This is a genomic window from Enhygromyxa salina (assembly GCF_002994635.1).
In the GTDB taxonomy this organism is placed as follows: domain Bacteria; phylum Myxococcota_A; class Polyangia; order Nannocystales; family Nannocystaceae; genus Plesiocystis; species Plesiocystis salina_B.
In genome coordinates this window covers 1-18,706 of record NZ_PVNL01000066.1, presented here as the reverse complement: position 1 = coordinate 18,706, position 18,706 = coordinate 1, and the positions used below count along the sequence as shown (strand labels likewise).

Here is an 18,706-nt window from a genome sequence, read left to right as displayed (position 1 = left end):
TCTACAGCTGATCGATCGGGATCGGCGACAGCGGAGCGCGAGGTCGATCCTGGGCCCAGCCGAACAGGGTCTGGGTCGCCGGACCGCAGACCCGACCCTGGCATGGACCCATGCCGCAGCGGGTCTGCAGCTTGGCCGCGCGCGGGTCGGCAAACCCGCGCAGACGCTCGAGCACGACGCCCTCGCAGCGGCACACGATCGTGCTGGGCGCGGGCAGCTCACGCAGCTCGGGGCGCAGCGAGTAGCAGCTGTCGAGCCGCGCCGCGAACCCGCGCTCCTGATCGCGGCGGTCGAGCAGGGCTGGCGGCGGCGTTCGATCGGCCGCCACCAAGCCAGCGATCTCGCCCTCGATCAGCGCCAGATCAACGCCGCCGATCCCACAGCACTCGCCGGCCGCCAAGACCGCGAGCTTCGCGGGCCCGACCGGCTGCGAGCTCGCCAGCATGGCGCGTTGGTGGGTGTCGGTGACGATCGCCGTGTCGCGGATCTCGAGCCCGAGCAACGCCGCCAGCCGAGTCTCGGGCACCAGCCCGAAGCTGCACGCGAGCAGGTCGCAGCGCAGCCGGATTTGCTCGCGCCGACCGAGCGCGCGCTCGCGATCAATGATCACGTGGGTGACGGCGTCGCGACCCTCGGCCGCCACGGGCCAGGCTCCGAAGTGCTGGGTGACGGTCGCCAGGCGAGCGGCAAGACCGACCGCTTGCCTGCGCTTGCTCGGGTGCCGCAGCGCGCTCGCGCCCAGTCCCATCAGCTTGCGGCGTGGGCTCTGCTCGACGATCGCCATGATCTTGGCGCCGCGCTGGATCATGTCGGCCGCGACCGCCAGCAGCAGGGGTCCGGTTCCCGCGATCACCAGCTCGCGCCCCGCGACCGGCAGGCCTTGCTTCGCAAACGCCTGCAGCGCGCCAACCCCCACGACACCAGGCAGCGTCCAGCCCGGGAACGGCAAGAAGCGCTCGGTCGCCCCACACGCGATCACCAGCTTGGCGGCGGTGATCCGGAGCGCGCCCGCCCGGCTCGACGTCACCAGCGTGGTCGGCTCCAGCGACCCGTCGACGACGGCAGCGCCGTGCAGTCGCTCGAGCCGATCGCCCGCGGCCTCGGCCCGCTCGAGCCACGCGCAGGCTGCCGCGGGTGGGGGGGCGTCGAAATCGCGCCGCCAGATCTGACCGCCGGGGCTCGGGGCTTGATCGAGCATGATCACGCGCGCGCCCGCTTCGGCGGCCGTGACCGCGGCGGCCAGGCCCGCGGGACCGGCTCCGACCACGCAGACGTCAGCTTGGCGGTCGAGCATGGGTATCGACTCGCATGCCTTCGCGGCAGCGCTCGGTGCAGGCGCGGACCTGCTCGTGGGTGTCGACGCGCACCAGGCAGCCAAAGCAGCTGGCCATCGCGCAGATCGGCGCCCAGCTGGGGTTCACCCCGCGGCCGGCCAGCCGCAGGTCGAGCAGCACCGCGGCCAAGCTCGCGCCAGGCGGGACGTCGACCCGCTCGCCATCGACGTGGATCGCCACGCGCGGGCTAGTCGATTTTGACATTGCCCTGCGCGTCGACGCTGACCGACGTGCCGTCGGCCGCCTTGACCTCGATGTTGCCGTGCTTGTCCGTGACGACCGCGCTGCCGTCGGCGCCGCGAATCGTAGCCCCGTTTGCGTCCGACCTGACCTCGTTGCCAGCCCCGTCGCGCACGACCGAGCCGTGCTCGTTGGCCTGGACCTTGGCGTCGGCGCCCATCTGGATGTTGACGCTCCCCGGCGCGGTCCCGGCCGACGCCGGGCTGGCACCCGGGACCGGCGGTGCGGTGGCGTTGTCCTGGGGCTTCTGCGCATCGCCGCCGGGTTCGCCGCCATCACACCCCGCCAGCGCGAGCCCACACGAGACAATCACGGAGAGCAGGACGTCCGACGCTCGCATGCCGCAGACGCTATCACCGCACCCCGGGCGAGCGCGAGGGCGAAATTGTCATTGGCTCCGGTCAGAAGCCCGAGCCCGAGCTGATATCGGATTTTTTGAACCCTCGAGTCGCTGCAGAGGCTCTAAGCACCGGTATCCCCATGTTCGAGCGAATCACAAATTCCTGGACCCTGTTCTCGGGGTTGTTGTTTGGCGTCATCCTCTTGATGATCAGCATACGGCCGGATCTGCAGGCCCGACCCGGGCACGAGCAGACCCCCGCAGAGGAGATCAAGCTAGCTGGCCAGGTGCTGGCGATGAGCTGCGGCTCGGTGCTGACCTACCGAATGGTCCGCGGGGCCCGGCAGCAGGCCCACGTCGGCCGCTCGCAGCGTGGCGCCTGAGTCGCGGAGGCGGGTCATCGGCGACCAGGGTGTCAGTGGGCGAACCAGTGAAAGAGCTCGAGCCGTTCGAGCTCACTTGTCGCCAGTGCACGCGACGTGTCCGTCAGCCTTGGACCAAGTGCCACCGCAATACAGCACGGACTGACACGTGTTGATGTGGTGAGTCCACATGCGGTGACCAGTGAAAAAATGATCGACCTGGCGAGCATGGGTGCCGTTGCGCTACCACGCACCGACGGCGCAGGCTTGCGCAAAGACAACGCGATGTCAGCTTCATGAGCGCCAAAGCTTCGGCGAGGCGGCCGCCAAGCCGTGGTCCGACAGCACGGCCTCGTCGGCCGCTCGGAGCGCCTGAGCGGCCGGGGCGAACTGGTTCAGCTCGGACGAGGCTCCTCGCCCGCTTGGCGGCGCCCTTCCTGAACTGGTTCACCGTGGGCAGCGCCCGTCACTCGTCGAGGAACTCGATCAGCGCCCGGTTGAACGGCTTCGGGTGCTCCATGTTCGGCGCGTGTCGGGCGTTCGGGATCACCACCAAGGTGGCGTCGAGCATGGTCGAGAGTCGCTGGCCGGCGTCGAGCGGGAACACGGGATCATGCTCGCCCCACACGACCAGCGTGGGTCGAGGGGCGGGCAGGGGGCGGCTCGTGAACCCATCGATGTCGGCGACCAGCGTGTCGATCAGCGCGGCCTTCTGGGCCGAGTGCTTCACATAGAGGCCGGCGAGGATCTGGCGCTTGGCCCAGCCCGGGGCCTTCGGTGGGCGCTCGTAGGCGAGCTCGAGCAGGACCTGGACGCCGGCTTCGTCCTTGGGGATCAGAAAGTCCGCCGCCGAGTCGACATCGAAGCGATCACACAGCGCCCGGTACTCGGCGAGCGAGAAGGCCCGACCGGGGCTGTCGACGATGACCAGCTTGCGCACGCGATCGGGCTCGTTGACCGCCAGCTCATGGGCCACGAGCCCGCCGTAGCTGACGCCGACGACGTCGACCTGGCCCAGCTCGAGCTCGTTGAGCAGCAGCTGCACGGCGTGGACCTGGGCGTCGAGCGAGAAGTCCTGGGCGTCGGCGATCGAGTCGCCAAACCACAGGAGATCCGGGACGATCACCCGCCGGGTCTCGGCCAGCGCCTCGACTTGGTGCGGCCACTGCCAGATCGCCGAGGCGCCAAACCCATGCAGGAGCAGGACCGGCGTGTGCTCACTGGACTTGTCTGCGCCGCCGTCGTGATAGGCGATGGCGATCCCCTCGGTGTCCAGCGTCTGCGCTGAAAGCTCGGCCCGCGTGAAGCGACGCTCGAGCTGGTGCTCGGTCATGGTGACCACGTTGCAGCCGCCCGCGCTCACGAGCAGCGCCGCCGCGATTCCCAGACTGATCCAGTTGTTCTCGAGCATGATTCGGCCGGCTCAGATCGGGTCGCAGACGTCGTCGCAGAAGCTCTCGACCACGCCTGTGCGTAAAAATTGCTCGACGGTGATCACCGCGATCGGGATGTCCGCGAGCTTGCCGTGCGGGTCCTCGCCCTCGGTCATCGGCACGTTCTCGATCGGCTCGGGCCCGAGCCCCCAGCCGTACTCGATCATCGCCGAGCCGGCGTAGGGCTGCTCGACCACGTCGATCTCGAACAGATCTGGGCGGTTGGCCGGGCCGATCTGCGGGACCCCGAGCTCGCGGGCCATCATGTGCGCGCCGAGGGTCGTGACCTGGTGATCGCCGATCGACACCAACAACAGGACGTCTTTTTCGTACGACCCCGGCAGCGGATCTTCAATGATGTGACGCGTGAAGCCCGAGGGCTCGGCTCGGTCCCACTGCAGCTGGACCAGCTCCACGAACAAGCGCAGGTCGAGCTTGTCCGGGTAGACCGTGTTGATCAGCGTGAAGAACTGCGAGAAGTTGACCGAGCGGTTGAGCAGCAGGCTGTAGGGTTGGCCGGGCACCGCGAGCACGCCGCGGGTGACGTCGGGGCTCAGCGCCATGTAGCAGCTGCCAAAGATCCCGCCCTGGCTGCCGCCGAAGTACCAGGGGTCGACGGGGTCGACCATGCTGCCGCCGACGCCCTGCATGATCGGGTCGTCGGCGAGCTTGCCCTGGATCAGGCGCATGGCCGCGAACGCGTTGAAGAAGCCCTGCTGCAGGCGATCGGGCACCGTGTGGAAGTCGTCGATGTGGCCGGTCGAGAGCAGCTGCACGATGTTGTCGACGTCGTCCTCGGCCATCCCGACCCAGTCGGTCGCGAACACGATCACGTTGTGATCAGCGGCGAGCGCCTCGAGGTGATCGGCGGTGATCTCCCAGCGTGAGCCGAGCATGCCGTGGCCGTAGGCCATCAGCCGCGCGGGGCTGTCGGCGGCGGTGGTCGGGACGTGGATCAGCACGGGATACTCGGCGGTGCCGCTGGCCTCGGGCAGGCCGTCGTCGCCGTAGACCATCGAGCCGCCGCCGCCTGGATCATCGAGGAACAGCGGCACGGTCATCGTCAGCTCGATCCGCATGGCGATGCCAGGGGTCGGGTCCAGGGTCACCTGGTCGATCACATAGTCGGGCCCGTCGGGGCCGATCAACGCCAGCCCCTCGTCGACCAGGTGGACCGCGCTCCCGGTGACGTTCTCGTCGCTGGCGGTCGAGAAGTCCCACGCGAGCTGCAGGGTCTCGCGCTCGATCCCGGCGTCGGCCAGGCGCGCGAAGATGTCGAGGTAGAGCGGGCGGCGCTGCTCGATCGAGGGCTCGTCGCTGGGGGTTCCGTCGCGCAGCGCGACGAACCCCTCGCTGGCCGGGAGCGGCACCCCAGCCTGATCGACGACCTGCCGGATCGCCACGATGTAGCGGGTGTCCGGCTCGAGGCGCACGGCCGGGCGGATCATGAAGGCCCGGCGCGAGTCGTCCGTGTGGGACACGTCATACTCGGCCCAGTGGGGGACCCGCGCTCCGGTGCTGGTGTCGATCAGGATCGTCGGCGAGTCGGGGCCGAGCGAGCTGGCGATCGTGACGGGGGTAGCGAGCCCGGTCGTGGTGCCGCCGGGCATGAAGGTCATGATCGTGCTCGACGGCGAGAACCCGTCGCTGGTGTTGAAGCCGCTCGGGTCCGGCGCGTAGCTGGACTTGGGCATCAGCGCCTGGCTCAGCGCGAGCCGGCGGCCGGTGGGGGTGCTCGGGTCCGCCTCCGAGAACACGTTGTTGGGGAACGGGAACCCGCAGAGCTCGGGGACCAGCGGATCGCAGTCGAGGGTTGGCCAGTCGACGATCGCCTCGCCGTCGCCGTCGCCGTCGCCCGGATCACCGTCACCATCGCCGTCGCCGTCGCCTGGATCGCCGTCGCCGTCGCCGCTGGTCTCGGTGCTGGTGTTGGCTGCGGGCGGGGGGGCGGTGTTGCACGCGAGCGGAGACAGGGAGAGCAGCGCGCTGACGAGCGACGCGGGCCAACGGCTAGACAAGCGAGTCACGGCCGCGAGGGTAGTATGGTCTGAGTCCGCGCGGGCGGTTGATATGCCTGCCGCGCAGATCGCTGGTGTGGGATCCATCGCGGGCCGATCTGGGTTAGAACCACGCCCATGATCGACGCCGCAGCCTGCGTGGGGACCCACGATCTGCTGGTGGTGACCCTCGATACCCTGCGCTACGACGTCGCCGATCGATCACTGCGCGAGGGCGACACACCGTACCTGGCCTCGCTGCTGCGCGAGACTGCCACGGGCGGCTGGGAGCGGCGGCACACCCCGGGCAGCTTCACCTGGGCGGCCCATCAGGCGTTCTTCGCCGGGTTCTTGCCCACGCCGATCGAGCCGGGTCCGCACCCGCGGCTGTTCGCGATGGCGTTCCCCGGCAGCGAGACGATCAGCGAGCGCACCGCGGTGTTCGAAGCTGCCGAGCTGGTCTCGGGCCTGCGCGGTCGCGGCTACCACTCGATCTGCGCGGGCGGGGTCGGGTTCTTCAACGACTCGACGCCGCTCGGCAGCGCGATGCCCCGGTTGTTCGACGAGCACCGCTGGTGTCCCGAGTTCGGCGTGACCGATCCAGCCTCGACGCGCCATCAGGTCGCGTGGTGTCGCGAGCGGATCGCCGCGCTGCCCGACGCGCGCCGCGTGTTTTGCTTCGTGAACGTCTCGGCCCTGCACCAGCCCAACTGCCACTACCTCGCGGGCCGCGAGCGCGACGACGCCGAGACCCAGGCGGCGGCGCTGGCCTACGTCGACGGTGAGCTCGCGCCGTTGTTCGCGGCCTTGCGTCGACGCGCGCCGCTGCTGGCGATCGTGTGCTCGGACCACGGCACGGCCTACGGCGAAGACGGCTACGTCGGCCACCGGCTCGCACACCCGGTCGTGTGGGAGGTGCCCTACGCGGAGCTGTTGCTGCCCCAGCTCCCAGCTGGCGCGGCTGCTGACCTGGGGGCGAGCGCGTGAGCACGCCCGAGACCGCGCGCAATCGGGTCCGCGGCTACGGCCGAGATCCGCGTCCGCGAGACGTCGCGGCGCTGCTGCAGGGCTCGCCGTTTGTCGGGTACGGCTACGCCTATCCGCACAAGACGGCCTACCGAGCGTTCGCGCGTCCCCGCTCACTGCGCGAGGTGTGGGCCAGCGAAGATCACGATCGATTGTTCCTGTACGTCCACGTGCCGTTTTGCGGGGTCCGCTGCGGGTTCTGCAACCTGTTCACGCAAAAGCACCCGGCCGCCGAGCTCCCCGGGCGCTTCATCGACACGCTCGCGCGCCAGATCGACGCGGTCCACGAGGCGATCCCCAACGCTCGCTTCGCTCGCTGGGCGCTCGGCGGGGGCACGCCGACCTTGCTCGAGCCACAGCAGCTCGAGCGCGTGTTCGAGCTGCTCGACGATCGGTTTGGCCTCGACCTCGCGGGGACCCCGGGCTCGGTCGAGACCTCGCCCGAGACGTGCACGACGGCGCGCCTGGCCGTGCTCGAGGCCCGCGGGACCTCACGGATCAGCATTGGCATCCAGAGCTTCTTCGCCGACGAGCTGCGCGCGCTCGGTCGGCCCCAGGCGGTCGCGCTGGGCGAGCAGGCGCTGGATCGAATCCGCGAGCACAGCTTCGCCACGCTCAACATCGATCTGATCTACGGCATCGCCGGCCAGACGCCGCGCAGCTTCGTGGCGGCGATCGATCGCGCGCTCGAGTGGGCGCCCGAGCAGCTCTACCTGTATCCGCTCTACCAGCGGCCGCTGACCGGGCTCGGGCGGCGCGAGCGAAGCTGGGATGATCAGCGGCTCGCGTGCCTGCGGGCGGGTCGGGATCACCTGCTGGGTCTCGGCTACCGACAGGTCTCGATGCGCATGTTCGAGCGGCCGACAACCGGCGCGGCGGGGCCGGTCTACTGTTGCCAGGCCGACGGCATGATCGGGCTGGGCGTCGGGGCTCGCTCGTACACTCGCGCGCTGCACTACAGCGACGACTGGGCGGTTGGCAACGCGGGGATCCGCGAGATCGTGGGGGACTGGATCGATCGCAGCGACGCCCAGCTGCGGACCGTCGGGTATGGGATCGAGCTCGACGGCGACGAGCAGCGGCGGCGCTGGCTGATCCAGTCGCTGCTGCAGCGCGAGGGTTTGTCGCTGAGCGAGTACGCGGACCGGTTCGGGGCCTCCGTCGAGCACGAGTTTGCCGACGAGCTCGAGCAGCTGCGCGCGCACCAGCTGATCGAGGGTGACCAGGGCCACCTGCGGCCGACCGCGATCGGGCTCGAGTGGGCCGACGCGATCGCCCCGTGGCTCTACTCCGAGGCCGTGCGCGCGGCCTCTCAGGACTTCGAGCTGCGCTGATGTTCGATCTTCACATCAACTGGCGCGGGCCGCTGTCGAGCTGCAACTACGACTGCGATTATTGCCCGTTCGCCAAGCAGGTCAGCTCCCGAGCCGAGCTTCAGCAAGACGCGGCCGACCTCGCCCGCTTCGTGGCCTGGTGTCGGGACGTGAACCGGCACCGACGGCGGCTCTCGATCTTGTTCACGCCGTGGGGCGAGGCGCTGATCCGGTCCTACTACGCGCGCGCCCTGGTCGAGCTGTCAAACATGGATCACGTGGCCGCGGTTGCGATCCAGACCAACCTGTCGAGCCAGCTCGACGCGCTCGCGCAGGCCGAGCGGGGAACCCTCGGGCTGTGGACGACGTTTCACCCGAGCGAGACCAGCGTCGACGCGTTCGTGGCTCGCTGCGCCACGCTCGACGCCCTGGCGATCCGCTACAGCGTGGGCGTGGTCGGCCTGCGTGAGCACTTTGGCTTGATCGAGCAGCTGCGGGCGCGCCTGCGAGGCGACGTGTACCTGTGGATCAACGCCTACAAGAGCGCGGGTCCGGGCTACTACCAAGCCGGCGAGCACGAGCGGCTCGCGGCGATCGATCCCTTGTTTGCAACGAACGCGGTGCGCCAGCCGAGCCTGGCAGCGAGCTGCGCGGCCGGCCGCGAGTCGCTGTTCGTGCGGGGCGACGGCCGGGTCAGCCGCTGTCACTTTGTCGACCAGTCGCTCGGCAATCTGTATGTCGATGCGCTCGACGCGATGCTCGGTGATCGGCCGTGTCCGCAGTCCAGCTGCGGGTGCTTCATTGGCTATGTCCAGCTCGATCGCCTGGGCCTGCGCAGCCGGTTCGGCGACGGCCTCGCAGCGCGGATGTTGTAGTCGCTCGAATGCTGTAGCCGCGCTACAGGACCGAAGCCACGGTCTGGCGGACCGCCTCGAGCCACGCGGCGAAGTCCTCGTTGGGCTCGGGCGGCTCGATCGGCGGGTGCACGTGGCAGCGCATGTGGACGCCGGCCTTGAACGGGAGCGCGTTGTGGGCGAACAGCTCCGAGCCACCGACCAGGGACACGGGCAGCACCTTGCAGGGCCGCGTGGCCTCGAGCAGGGCCTTGGTCCCGCGCGGCTTCCAGGTCCGGGCGACCCCATCCTTGGCGCGAGTTCCCTCGGGGAAGATCGCGACGTTCCAGCCCTCGCGCTTGGCGTCGCGACCGAGCCGCTCGATCTCGGCGATCGCGGCCTCGGGGTGCTTGCGATCGATGACCGCCGAGCCGCTGGCGGTGATCAGGTACGAGATGCTGGGCCACCCGTGGGCGAGCTCGCGCTTGGCCACGTAGCGGGGCTGGAGCTCGCGCAGCGCCGTGGCGATCACGATCACGTCGGAGAAGCCCTGATGGTTGGCGACGATCAGGTAGCGCTCGTTGGGGTCGACGTGCTCGCGCCCGACGACGTCGAGCGTGGCCCCAGTCAGCGCGAACGCCTGCCACATCACCTTGGCGAGCTGGTGACCGGCGTCGACCAGCGACGCGCGGCCGAGCAGCTTGTTGACGGCCCGCAGCGGGAGGTCGCAGGTGATCATCGTCGATGCCAGCAGCGCGGTGGCTGGGATCGAGCGGGACCAGTCGCGGAGGGTCGCCTTGGTGTGCGGGTCGGCCACGGCCGGGTACCTCTAGCGGACGTAGATCTGCATGTAGTTCTCGCCTGCGCCCTGTGCCCCGGTGTTGAGGTTGAGGGCGTTGGCGAAGCCGAGGTAGTTGAACTCGGTGCTGGGGAACTCCATGGGGCACACGCCACACGGGCCGTGCGGGCCCAGACCGAACTCGGCTGGGTCGTCGAACGGGCAGCCAGCGCCCTTGTCGGCGCTCCACACCGGGCCAAACGACGCGGTGTTGGACCCCGAGCCGAAGTCCATGCAGGCCGCCAGGTCCATCTCGTGGTCACCGAGGTTGAAGTAGAGATCCGTGTCGCACAGCTGGCCGGACTCGGTCAGGGTGCCGCCCGCGAGCTCGTGGCCGTTGCCTTCGAGGCCGTAGTCGCAGACCGGCGAGCCGGCGGCCAAGATGATGTCGCCGAGGGTCTGGTCACCGACGCCGACGTTGGCGTAGTGGGCCCAGACGTCGGAGGGCTGGTGGATGAACAGCAGGTCCGTGGCCGGGAGCGCGTGATAGGCCGGCGACATGAAGTCGAGGTTGGTCGTGGCGAGGTCGCCGACCACGTCGGGCTCACCGGCGAGCTTGGCCCGGTTGTTCCACGTCCAGGTGTCGTTGTCGTCGTCGCTGGCGGTGAACACGAGGGTCCAGCCGCCGCCGTTCTTGCTCATGTGGCAAAACACGTCCATCTCGGCGATCGGTCCGAGGGCGCCATCGGGGTCGATCGTGATCACGTCGTCGCCGGCCGCGGGGGTGAACATGCGCCAGTCCAGGCAGCTCTTGGGCAACTGACAGATGTTGGTGTTGTCCGGGCCGCCGGGGCCGCAGACTGGAAACAGGCAGTCGTTGGCGATCGTGCAGGCCTCGCCGAAGTCGCAGCCGACGTTGCACGCCGCGATCCCGCAGTCGGCGGCGATCTCATCGCCGCTGACGATGCCGTCTTCGCAGCTCGGCGGCATGCACAAGGTCGTGCACGAGTCGGTGTTGTCGCTGTTGCCGTCGTCGCACAGCTCGTCGCCTTCCACCACGGCGTCGCCGCAGTCGGCGATGATCTCCGTGCAGATGCCGCCGGTGCACTCGAGCCCTGAGTTGCAGCCGTCGCCCGTGGTGCACGGGCAGTCGAGCGTGCCGACGTCACAGGTCTCGTCTGTGCTGGTGTCCGCCGTGGTGCCGGTGTCGGTCGAGCCGACGTCGTCGCTGCCGCCACGGAAACAGGCGAGGGGAAGCATCAAGGCAAGGAGAATGGACCGGGAGTAACCGGCAGAAGAGACGCTGTTCAAGGGCATGTTGCTCGCTCCGGTGGTGGCGTCGCCACCAGGGGCGCCAGCATACACAAACTCGATTCCCCCACGAAAGCATCGCTTGCAGTGGGGGCTGCTGGGGTCTCACGCACGCATGGTGCGCGAGCGCGAAACGCAGGAGCGGGATCAGGCGTGACGAAGCTCAGCGGCGACCAACTCGGCGAGCCGGTCGACACCCTCGACGAGCTCGTGGGGCTCATAGAACGAGAAGCTCAGACGCGCGCATTGGCTCAGGTCGCGCCCGATCGCGCAGCGGCTGCCCGGGATGAAGCGCAGATCCGTGGCGCGCTCGAGCAGCGCGTGGGTGTCGATCCCTTCGCCGAGATCGATCCAGCAGAAGTAGCCGCCGCGTGGCGCGATGAAGGCCGCACTCGGGATCCGCTCGTGCAGGGCCTGGCTCAGCGTGTGGCAGCGAGCCCCCAACACCTCGCGCAGGTGCTCGACGTGGGCGGCCAGGAACCCGCTGTCGATCGTGTGATGCACGATGTTGGCGACGACGGGGTTGAGGCAGCCACCGCTTCGCACGGCGCCGTGGGCCATGAGCCGCTCGATCAGCGCGGGCGCGCCGTGGGCCCAGCCGAGGCGGAGGCCGGGGGCGAGCAGCTTGGAGAACGATCCCAGGGACAGCACGCGGCCGCGGCCTCGGTCGTAGCGGGTCAGGCTGCCGGCCTGGTCGGCATGGTCGTCGGAGTCAGGCAGTGCGTAGCGCAGCGCGACGTAGGGCTCGTCGGCGACGATGATGAAGTCGTGGCGCTCGGCGAGCTCGACGAGTCGAGCCGCGCGCGCGGGCGTGAGGCTGACCCCGGTCGGGTTCTGGAACGCGGGGATGCAGTAGACGAACGCGGGCGTGGGCGTGTCCGATTGCGCGAGCAGCTGCTCGAGCGCGTCGACGTCGAGGCCCCCCGCGTCGGTCGGGACCCCACGGACCTGCAGACCGGCGCTGGCGAAGATGTCGTGAGCCAGGAAGTAGGTGGGATCCTCGGCGATCACCGTCGCGCCCGGCGTGGCGAAGGTCTCGCTGACAAAGGTCAGGGCCGAGGACGTGCCGGCCGTGACCATGAGCTCGTCGGGAGAGATCTCCTGGACATACTCGGCGGTCAGGAACGCCGCGAGCGAGTCGCGAAACTGCGGGTAGCCGCGGGCGGTGCCGTACTGAAGCACGAGGGGATCATTGTCGGGGTGCAGCTGCGCTGCAGCGGCGTGTCCGAGCGCGGCGATCGGCAGCAGGCGCGGCGAGGGCTGGCCGAGCCCGAGGTTGATCACGCCCGGCGGCGCGGAGCTCTGCACGAACGGGCCAGCTTGGCTGGTGAGCGTCACGGCGACGGCCTGGGCTCGAGAAACCCGAGCAGCGCCCGCATGAATCGCTCGGGTTGCTCGAGGTGGGCGGCGTGATCGGCGTTGGGGATCACGACCCACTGTCGGTCGGGCACGGTCATGCGCGTGAACAGCTTGGCCTGCCACAGCTGCTTGGCGATCGGATCGCCGATCCCGTGGATGACCAGCGTGGGGATCTCGACCTGCTCGGGATCGAGGGCGTCGAATTGATGCATGGCCCGCCAGTCCGTGCGCACCGGATCCGCAGCGAGCGAGGCGCTGACGTAGGCCGCGATCGCGGCCTCGCTGATCGTGCCCTCGGTCACGAAGTCGCTGCGCGCGGCGGCCTCGGTGTTGGCTTGCCTGGCGGGCTCGCCGTCCGGCTTGGCGATCGGGGTGCGGAGGTCGAGGTCGCGCGGGTAGCCGTAGAGGATCAGCGAGTGCGCGGCCTGTGGGTGGCGCTGCACGGTCAGCTGGGCGATCAGCGAGCCGAGCGACCAGCCGAGCAGGTCGGGGGCCTCGCCCTGGGCGGTCTGGACGTACGCGAGCGCGGCGGCGAGATCCTCGGCCGCGCGGTCGGGCTCGGCCCAGCCGCTGGCGTCGCGCGGGGTCCCGCCGTAGCCGCGCAGGTCGATCGCGTAGGCCGGGATGCCGCGCGTGGCGAGGGCATGCATCAGCGACAGTGAGAGGTCGTCGTCGACGCGCAGATCGAAGTCGGGGACGGCGCTCCAGGTCCGGCCGTGGACCAGGACGATCGGGCGGTGCTTGGCCAGCGAGGCGTCCGCCGGGGGCAGCAGCGCCCACAGACGAAGCTCGTGGCCGTCGTCGGCCGCGACCGTGAGCGCCTCGACCTGCGCGGGCGGGAGCGGCTCGGGCTCCTCCTCGGGGGCGGGTGGCGGAGTCGGGGCCGCGGCTTCGGTCGCGGTCGCGGTCGGCGGACAGTCGGTGGTCGCGGGGCGCGAGCAGGCTGCCAGGGCGCAGGCGAGCAGCAGCGGGATTCGAAGCGAGCGGAGCACGACCCCACATTCGCGCCAAAACCCCGCGAGATCCAGAGGTACCATCGCGGCGGGTCATGGCGTTCGCCCACTACCAGCACGAGTTGAGATCCTGCTTGATCGCGCTGGTGGTGGTTCAGCTGGGCTGTCAGCGACCCGGGGTGAGCGCGCGACCCGAGCCTGGTCCGACGCGCCTGCCGATCCTCGCGCGTGACTATGGTGAGCATCCCGATCTCGCTGGCGCGCTCGCGCCAGGTGACCGGCTCGAGGCGCTGAGTCTGCCGCTCGCCGATCGAGGCCGGTTCGAGCTGGCCGACTCGCTCGCGGCCGGACCCGTGGTGCTCGTGTGGCTCGGCGGGTCCGAGCACGAGGACCTCACGAGCTGGGTGCGCAAGCTCGACCGTGACGTCGCGCAGCTCGAGTCGCGCGCGGCGACCCTGGTCTTCGTGCGGCCGCTCGAGCCCGAGGCGGCCCTGCGCTGGGCGGACGAGCTCCGCTTGCAGACAACGGTGGCCGCCGATCCCGACGCCGCGTTCGCGACCTCTCTGGACTCGAGCGGCGCCGTCGAGCACCTGCCGGCGACGCTCGAGTTCGCGGTGCTGGTCCTGACGACGACCGGGGAGCTCGCGTACCGCAAGCTCGGCGGTCGCCGGCCCGAGCTGGCCGAGCTGCTCGCGGTGCTCGACGGCACCGCCGAGTCGCTGCGTTGCTGTCCCGGGGCGTGCGTCGGCGAGCCCTGCGAGTGAGCGGCTGCGCCGAGATCGATCTCGATCTCAGACCTGATCAGAACCGGACGGCAGCGGTCGCGCCGACGCTGCCGCGCGCGGCCCCGGGCAACACCGACCACTGCGGTCGCTGGTACTTCTCGAGGTTGCGCCGGTAGTTGCCGGCCCACGAGAACAAGCCCAAGCCGGTGTTGAGCATCAGGGCGCCGCCATCGGACGCGGCGATCCACAGCGCCCGACGCTCGAGGTTGCACTCCCACGACGTGCACGGATTTTGCGCGTCGGTGTAGACCAGCGCGTAGTGGGCCGCGATCGAGGCGATCCCGAGGCCCGTGAAGATCGCCCCGAACACATAGCGAGTGTTGGGGTTGCGCACCCGGCCGTCACCGTGGACGGTCTGCCAGGCTTTGTGCTGACCGAGGGCGCCCGAGCCGATCATGGTCAGCACCATGGACGTGCCATACGCGGCGCCGACGAACATGTCGCCAGAGTCCAGGCCTGGGGAGTCGAAGTAGTCGAAGCACCCGGTCAGGCTGTTGAACGGCGCGCCACCGGCAGAGCTGGCCTGCCACCGATCGCAGTTGCGCGTCGCGTAGTCGACCTGATCGAGCCGGCTGCCGAGCCCCACGCCGAACGCCACGCCCGCGCCGACGAGCAAGCCGATCCCCATCATGGGTTTGCGCGGGATTCGAACCACCGGCGCTGGCGGGGCGAGCGGGATCGCGGGCGCTGGTTGCGAGACCACGACGCTCGAGCTCGGGCCCCAATCTGGAACGGCTGGGACGGCTGGCGGCGGCGGCTCGGGAGCTGGCGCGGGCGCGGGCGTCACGACGATGATCGGCGCCTCCGCGGGGGCGTCGTCGGGCGGGGCGAAGCTCAGGGTCGAGGCGAGGGCCAATCCAAGCAACGGCGACGGCATGCGGCGAGGGTAGCACTTTGGCGAGCGCTTGCCTCGGGCTCTGGCGCTCTGGCGCTCAGGCGGCGAGCTCACGCTGGCGGCGTGGCTGGGGCGCGGCCACCCGGCCTGACCTCATGGCCAACAGGGCCCGGAAAAACGGGCCAGTCGTGGCGGCGTTGATGAGCGCGGTGCTGAATTTGGTGGTGGTCGTCGAAGTCATGGCAGGCGCCTGCAGGTCGCGCTCTGTAGGATCTGCCCGATCGGGTGTCGATGACCACACTGGGTCATCGGCCGGGGCCGCCGACGCCGAGCGTGGTCAGGACCCCGTCCACGTACTCCACAGCGATCCGTTTGCGCCCGTTGGACTTGGTGGGGCTGATGTCCACGCTCCACAGCGCTCGCTCGACGCAGCGGTCCTGGCTGTCCACGGCCACGATCTCGAGATCAGTGGTCTCGAACGCGGATCGCCCCGTGGTCGCGGCGCAGCGATCCAGCGCGGCCTGGACCAGCGAGTCAAAGCTCACCCGGTGGCTGGTCCCGTGGCCGCGCATGGAGTGTCCGATCCCACAGCCGTACGAGCCGCCCGTGCCCCGCAGGCTGATCGTGCCCAGGCCCGCGCTCGGTGAGGCCGCGGGGCCGTCGAACCCGGCCACGGCCCAGGCCGACGTGAACGGCGAGATCACCTGGGCGTGAAACCCCAGGGCGGTGCGGGCGGCGTCAGACAGCGCGCCCTCGGGGTCGTGCATGGCGAGCGCGGCCGCGGCCTTCCGCCCGGACTCGGCGGTGGGGGCGGCCGTCCAGGCCCGGCGCTGGCCCCAGACCTCGCCGACGAACGAGGCCCGCTCGAGCGGCGCGCCGTGGTGGTCGAGGTCGGCGTAGCGGCGGGTGACCCCAGCTGCGAGCCAGCGATCGAGGGCGATCTCACGCTGACCGGCGCCCTCGAGCTCGAGCTGCAGGGCGAGCGACCAGATCCGAGTGGGGCGGATCAGCTCGGCGGCGGCCAGCTCCCGATCGAGCTCGCGGGTGCCGATCTGCCAGAGCATGCCCCCGGCGCCGCGCGCGACCGCGGTCCAGGGATCGCTGGCGGGGCCGGGCTCGAAGTCGATCGGCTGCCCGCTCGCCCGGACCACGTGGACGCGCGGGGCCGCTGCGGCGGCGCTGGCCTGGGCGTGCTCGACGGGGAAGTCATGGCGAAGATAGAGATCGCTCAACACCAAGATCCAGTCGACGCCATCGGCCTCGGTCGGGCGCGCGAGCAGGTCGCGGGCGGTCGCGATCGCGAGCCCGACCTCGCTGCCGTTGGCGTCGGCGAGGTCGAGCTTGGGCAGGTCCACGCCAGCCCAGCTCGCGGGCACGAAGTCGTGATAGACGCGGCGAACCTCACGGTCGAACACCAGCACCTCGGCCTGGGCCTGGTCCTGGCCACGCCCGCGCGAGAGCTGCTCGAGGTACGCGCCCGCGAGGGCGACCAGCTGCGCGCGGGCGTCAGCGTCGACCGAGCGCGAGGCGTCGACGACGACCACCACGCGCCGGACCTCGGGCAGCTGGGCCAGCTCGCTCGGGGCCTCGAAGTCGCTCAGCAACAGGCGCGGGAGCTCGGCCGCGGACGCCCCGACGTCGAGCGCCGCGAGGGCGGCGGGGGTGGTGGCGACGAGCTGCGCGAGATCGAGGTCCGCGGCGCTGACGTGACCGCGGCCGCGGTCGCGCGGGGTGAACTCGAGCTGGTGCTCGCGGTCGCCGTCGAGGCTGACGCCGGTCGCCTGGATTGGCTGACCGTCGACGCTGAGCACGAACGCGCGATCGGTCGGGGCCGCGAGCGCGAGCGTGGGCGTGCGGCCGTAGCTCGACAGGCGTGGGAGCGCGATCGCGTAGCGCCCCCGATCGTAGCTGCTGGGCACGAACACCCGATACGACACGGTCCGCGCGTGCATGGGCGGGACCGGATAGATCTCGAGGGTCGCCTCGCAACTCCACGCGGACCGGCTCACGTGCACGGCCGTGTCTGCGTTCAAGGCGGTCTTGCTGGTCGCGGGCGGCCCCTCGAGCCACGCCGCCCAGCGATCCGAGGCCTCGCTCGCGGCGAGCAGCTCGGCGGTCCGCCAGATCAGCCCGCCGGCTTCACCCGGCGCTTGCACGGCGACCTCGTCGAGGACGGCCTCGCATGGCAGGTCGATCGGGAGCTCGACCTGGGCGGGGAGCGGGCCCGGGTTGAACAGCGATCGGGTCACGACCAGGGTTGCGCCGTCGGGGCCCGCGTCGAGCTGAATGTCGTGGACCCGCTCTTGGACCGCGCTCGAGCTGGGGATCGGGTTGCTCGCGTCCGCGCTGATCGCAAGGCTCAGGGACACGGTCAGCAACAGGGTCGATCCAACCAACCAGGGCGCAGCTGCACGGCGTAGCACGGCGCCCACGACAGGGCGTCACCCGACAAGTTCCGCCGGCTGCGTGCGGCCTCAGAGCGACTGAACCGCGACGATCTGTCGGGCCAGCTCGTCGTGCTCGACCCCGCAGTTGGCCGACTCACACAGCCAGCGGGCGGCGTCGGCCGGCTGCTTGAAGCTGCGAAACCGAACCCCGAGCACCTCGACCAGCTGCTCACCGAGGTGGGTCGCGGCTGCGGCCATCAGCCCGACGACGCCCGTCATCAGCAGCGCGACGGCTTCATAGCCCGGCTCTTTGCGAGCGGCCTCCCGCCAGAATCGTCGGACCTCGACCGGGGGCATCGGCACGACCCGCTCGGAGATCATCATGACCGGGACGCGCCCGCCGATCCGCTCGCAGAACTCGAGGTAGTCGGCCTCGGCCTTCTGCGCGAGCTCGAGCGTGATCACGTCGACGTAGCGGGTCACGTGCACGCGACCCGCATCGGCGGTCACGAGTCGACCGGGCTCATGCACGCGAACGGGCACGGCCCACGGTCCCAGATCTTGGGGCGGCGACAAAGGGGCGCTTTTGTTCATGGAGCGTTGGTGCCGCGGCTCTCGACCGCCAACGCCACTCGCCACAGGCTCAGGATCACGGCGGCCAACCCAGCCGCGCGGACGACCCAGATCGAGATCGGTGACGGGCCAGTCTGGATCAGCAGGACCAGGGCGCCGACGACCACGACCAGCTTGAGGGTCTCGATCAGGGTCCCGCTCAGCCACCATAGCGGTCGGAGCGCAACATGCCCGATCGCGCGCAACAGCGTCATGGGGTGGTAGGGGCGCGCGTCGTCCAGCACCACCGCCGCCCGGGCCCGGTCCAGCACCAAGATCGGGAAGCTGGCCAGGACCAGGATCAGGGGGAGCCCGCGCGAACCCAGGCCGGCGGCGCAGGCCCCCGCGAGCCCCAGGCAGATCACCCGAAACACCAGCCCGTACCCGCTCTGGACCAGCATGGCGGGGAGCTCCCGGCCGACCGCGCCAACGATCCAGGCGAGCGAGCGCTGGCCGTCGAGGCGCGTGAGAATGGCCGGGGCTGCGAGCACCGAGAAGATCCCGGCCAGGACCGCGGCCGAGATCATGCTCGAGCTGATCGCGGCCGCGATCGCGGGTTCGTCCGCGATCAGCTCGACGATCGCCCGGACCCGGTGGCCATCGTCGAACCAGGTCCACCGGCGCATGCCGGCCTTGGCGGCGGCCCGTCCGGGGCCCGCGAGCAGCTTGGCGAACAGCAGGTTGGCGACCCAGATCGCAAGCACGAAGCCCGGCGCGATCACGACGCGGCGCAGCGCGGCAAACACCCGCGTGCGCCGCGTCGTGATCGCGCCGGGCTTCGTGCTTGCGATCTGGGTCGCCAACCTGC

Annotated in this window: 19 protein-coding genes; 5 read left to right on the top strand and 14 right to left on the bottom strand. The window is 70.4% G+C overall.

The window, feature by feature from the left end; translation table 11 throughout:
- Position 1: 1 nt before the first annotated feature.
- From ENSA7_RS17620 to ENSA7_RS17610, 3 genes are read right to left on the bottom strand one after another with little or no spacing between them, the layout of a single operon-like run.
- A complete protein-coding gene (locus ENSA7_RS17620) occupies positions 2-1,294 on the bottom strand; it encodes an NAD(P)/FAD-dependent oxidoreductase (protein ID WP_106090462.1) in 1,293 nt (430 codons plus the stop codon).
- Complete coding sequence (locus tag ENSA7_RS17615) at positions 1,275-1,538, bottom strand: 2Fe-2S iron-sulfur cluster-binding protein (RefSeq protein WP_106090461.1); 264 nt, start codon at positions 1,536-1,538, stop codon at positions 1,275-1,277. Before ENSA7_RS17615 ends, ENSA7_RS17620 begins: the two co-directional genes overlap by 20 nt.
- Positions 1,522-1,914 carry a hypothetical protein gene (locus ENSA7_RS17610; RefSeq protein ID WP_106090460.1) on the bottom strand — a complete coding sequence of 131 codons (393 nt, stop codon included), beginning with the start codon at positions 1,912-1,914 and terminating at the stop codon, positions 1,522-1,524. The genes ENSA7_RS17615 and ENSA7_RS17610 overlap by 17 nt, the downstream gene beginning before the upstream one ends.
- A gap of 140 nt (positions 1,915-2,054) precedes the next feature.
- Here ENSA7_RS17610 and ENSA7_RS17605 point away from each other — a divergent pair, with 140 nt between their 5' ends.
- Positions 2,055-2,297, top strand: coding sequence for a hypothetical protein (locus ENSA7_RS17605; RefSeq protein ID WP_106090459.1), 243 nt, complete (start codon positions 2,055-2,057; stop codon positions 2,295-2,297).
- A 445-nt stretch (positions 2,298-2,742) separates the two neighbouring features.
- Here the strand turns inward: ENSA7_RS17605 and ENSA7_RS17600 are convergent, their stop codons facing one another.
- A complete protein-coding gene (locus tag ENSA7_RS17600) occupies positions 2,743-3,687 on the bottom strand; it encodes an alpha/beta fold hydrolase (protein WP_106090458.1) in 945 nt (314 codons plus the stop codon).
- A 12-nt stretch (positions 3,688-3,699) separates the two neighbouring features.
- Entirely contained in the window at positions 3,700-5,736 is a 2,037-nt protein-coding gene (locus ENSA7_RS43795; protein WP_244923834.1) for a hypothetical protein, read from the bottom strand.
- A gap of 108 nt (positions 5,737-5,844) precedes the next feature.
- Between ENSA7_RS43795 and ENSA7_RS17585 the strand changes: the two genes are divergently transcribed.
- The 3 genes from ENSA7_RS17585 to ENSA7_RS17575 are packed head-to-tail and all read left to right on the top strand — an operon-like array spanning position 5,845 to position 8,920.
- A complete protein-coding gene (locus ENSA7_RS17585) occupies positions 5,845-6,693 on the top strand; it encodes an STM4013/SEN3800 family hydrolase (protein ID WP_106090456.1) in 849 nt (282 codons plus the stop codon).
- On the top strand, positions 6,690-8,066 hold the full coding sequence (locus ENSA7_RS17580) for an STM4012 family radical SAM protein (protein ID WP_219907990.1): 1,377 nt from the start codon (positions 6,690-6,692) through the stop codon (positions 8,064-8,066). The genes ENSA7_RS17585 and ENSA7_RS17580 overlap by 4 nt, the downstream gene beginning before the upstream one ends.
- Positions 8,066-8,920, top strand: a complete 855-nt coding sequence (locus ENSA7_RS17575) for an STM4011 family radical SAM protein (RefSeq protein ID WP_244923833.1) — start codon at positions 8,066-8,068, stop codon at positions 8,918-8,920. Before ENSA7_RS17580 ends, ENSA7_RS17575 begins: the two co-directional genes overlap by 1 nt.
- A 22-nt stretch (positions 8,921-8,942) precedes the next feature.
- On the opposite strand, the gene ENSA7_RS17570 is transcribed toward ENSA7_RS17575, so the two are convergent.
- The 4 genes from ENSA7_RS17570 to ENSA7_RS17555 form a co-directional block, all read right to left on the bottom strand.
- Complete coding sequence (locus ENSA7_RS17570; RefSeq protein WP_106090455.1) at positions 8,943-9,695, bottom strand: lysophospholipid acyltransferase family protein; 753 nt, start codon at positions 9,693-9,695, stop codon at positions 8,943-8,945.
- Between the two features lie 12 nt (positions 9,696-9,707).
- Positions 9,708-10,916: a fibrinogen-like YCDxxxxGGGW domain-containing protein gene (locus ENSA7_RS17565; protein WP_146157810.1), complete on the bottom strand. Its 1,209-nt coding sequence runs from the start codon at positions 10,914-10,916 to the stop codon at positions 9,708-9,710.
- 198 nt (positions 10,917-11,114) lie between these two features.
- Complete coding sequence (locus tag ENSA7_RS17560) at positions 11,115-12,305, bottom strand: aminotransferase-like domain-containing protein (RefSeq protein ID WP_181233843.1); 1,191 nt, start codon at positions 12,303-12,305, stop codon at positions 11,115-11,117.
- Positions 12,302-13,318 carry an alpha/beta hydrolase gene (locus tag ENSA7_RS17555; protein WP_181233842.1) on the bottom strand — a complete coding sequence of 339 codons (1,017 nt, stop codon included), beginning with the start codon at positions 13,316-13,318 and terminating at the stop codon, positions 12,302-12,304. The genes ENSA7_RS17560 and ENSA7_RS17555 overlap by 4 nt, the downstream gene beginning before the upstream one ends.
- A gap of 56 nt (positions 13,319-13,374) precedes the next feature.
- Here ENSA7_RS17555 and ENSA7_RS17550 point away from each other — a divergent pair, with 56 nt between their 5' ends.
- The gene (locus ENSA7_RS17550) at positions 13,375-14,043 is read left to right on the top strand and encodes a redoxin domain-containing protein (protein WP_106090451.1); all 669 of its coding nucleotides are present in this window, start codon (positions 13,375-13,377) and stop codon (positions 14,041-14,043) included.
- 37 nt (positions 14,044-14,080) lie between these two features.
- On the opposite strand, the gene ENSA7_RS17545 is transcribed toward ENSA7_RS17550, so the two are convergent.
- The 5 genes from ENSA7_RS17545 to ENSA7_RS43785 form a co-directional block, all read right to left on the bottom strand.
- Positions 14,081-14,941, bottom strand: coding sequence for a hypothetical protein (locus tag ENSA7_RS17545; RefSeq protein WP_106090450.1), 861 nt, complete (start codon positions 14,939-14,941; stop codon positions 14,081-14,083).
- 55 nt (positions 14,942-14,996) lie between these two features.
- Complete coding sequence (locus ENSA7_RS43790) at positions 14,997-15,140, bottom strand: hypothetical protein (protein ID WP_181233841.1); 144 nt, start codon at positions 15,138-15,140, stop codon at positions 14,997-14,999.
- Positions 15,141-15,204: 64 nt separating this feature from the next.
- Entirely contained in the window at positions 15,205-17,268 is a 2,064-nt protein-coding gene (locus ENSA7_RS17540; protein WP_181233840.1) for a hypothetical protein, read from the bottom strand.
- A 105-nt stretch (positions 17,269-17,373) separates the two neighbouring features.
- The gene (locus ENSA7_RS17535) at positions 17,374-17,796 is read right to left on the bottom strand and encodes a hypothetical protein (protein ID WP_106090448.1); all 423 of its coding nucleotides are present in this window, start codon (positions 17,794-17,796) and stop codon (positions 17,374-17,376) included.
- Positions 17,797-17,876: 80 nt separating this feature from the next.
- Positions 17,877-18,706, bottom strand: an 830-nt coding sequence (locus tag ENSA7_RS43785; RefSeq protein ID WP_181233839.1) for a hypothetical protein, incomplete at its 5' end; no start/stop codon positions are given.

Bases quoted from the DNA above. Each gene is read 5' to 3' on its own strand.
- ENSA7_RS17620 (WP_106090462.1), bottom strand. From the start codon at position 1,294: ATGCTCGACCGCCAAGCTGACGTCTGCGTGGTCGGAGCCGGTCCCGCG.
- ENSA7_RS17615 (WP_106090461.1), bottom strand. From the start codon at position 1,538: ATGTCAAAATCGACTAGCCCGCGCGTGGCGATCCACGTCGATGGCGAG.
- ENSA7_RS17610 (WP_106090460.1), bottom strand. From the start codon at position 1,914: ATGCGAGCGTCGGACGTCCTGCTCTCCGTGATTGTCTCGTGTGGGCTC.
- ENSA7_RS17605 (WP_106090459.1), top strand. From the start codon at position 2,055: ATGTTCGAGCGAATCACAAATTCCTGGACCCTGTTCTCGGGGTTGTTG.
- ENSA7_RS17600 (WP_106090458.1), bottom strand. From the start codon at position 3,687: ATGCTCGAGAACAACTGGATCAGTCTGGGAATCGCGGCGGCGCTGCTC.
- ENSA7_RS17585 (WP_106090456.1), top strand. From the start codon at position 5,845: ATGATCGACGCCGCAGCCTGCGTGGGGACCCACGATCTGCTGGTGGTG.
- ENSA7_RS17575 (WP_244923833.1), top strand. From the start codon at position 8,066: ATGTTCGATCTTCACATCAACTGGCGCGGGCCGCTGTCGAGCTGCAAC.
- ENSA7_RS17565 (WP_146157810.1), bottom strand. From the start codon at position 10,916: ATGCTTCCCCTCGCCTGTTTCCGTGGCGGCAGCGACGACGTCGGCTCG.
- ENSA7_RS17550 (WP_106090451.1), top strand. From the start codon at position 13,375: ATGGCGTTCGCCCACTACCAGCACGAGTTGAGATCCTGCTTGATCGCG.
- ENSA7_RS17545 (WP_106090450.1), bottom strand. From the start codon at position 14,941: ATGCCGTCGCCGTTGCTTGGATTGGCCCTCGCCTCGACCCTGAGCTTC.
- ENSA7_RS43790 (WP_181233841.1), bottom strand. From the start codon at position 15,140: ATGACTTCGACGACCACCACCAAATTCAGCACCGCGCTCATCAACGCC.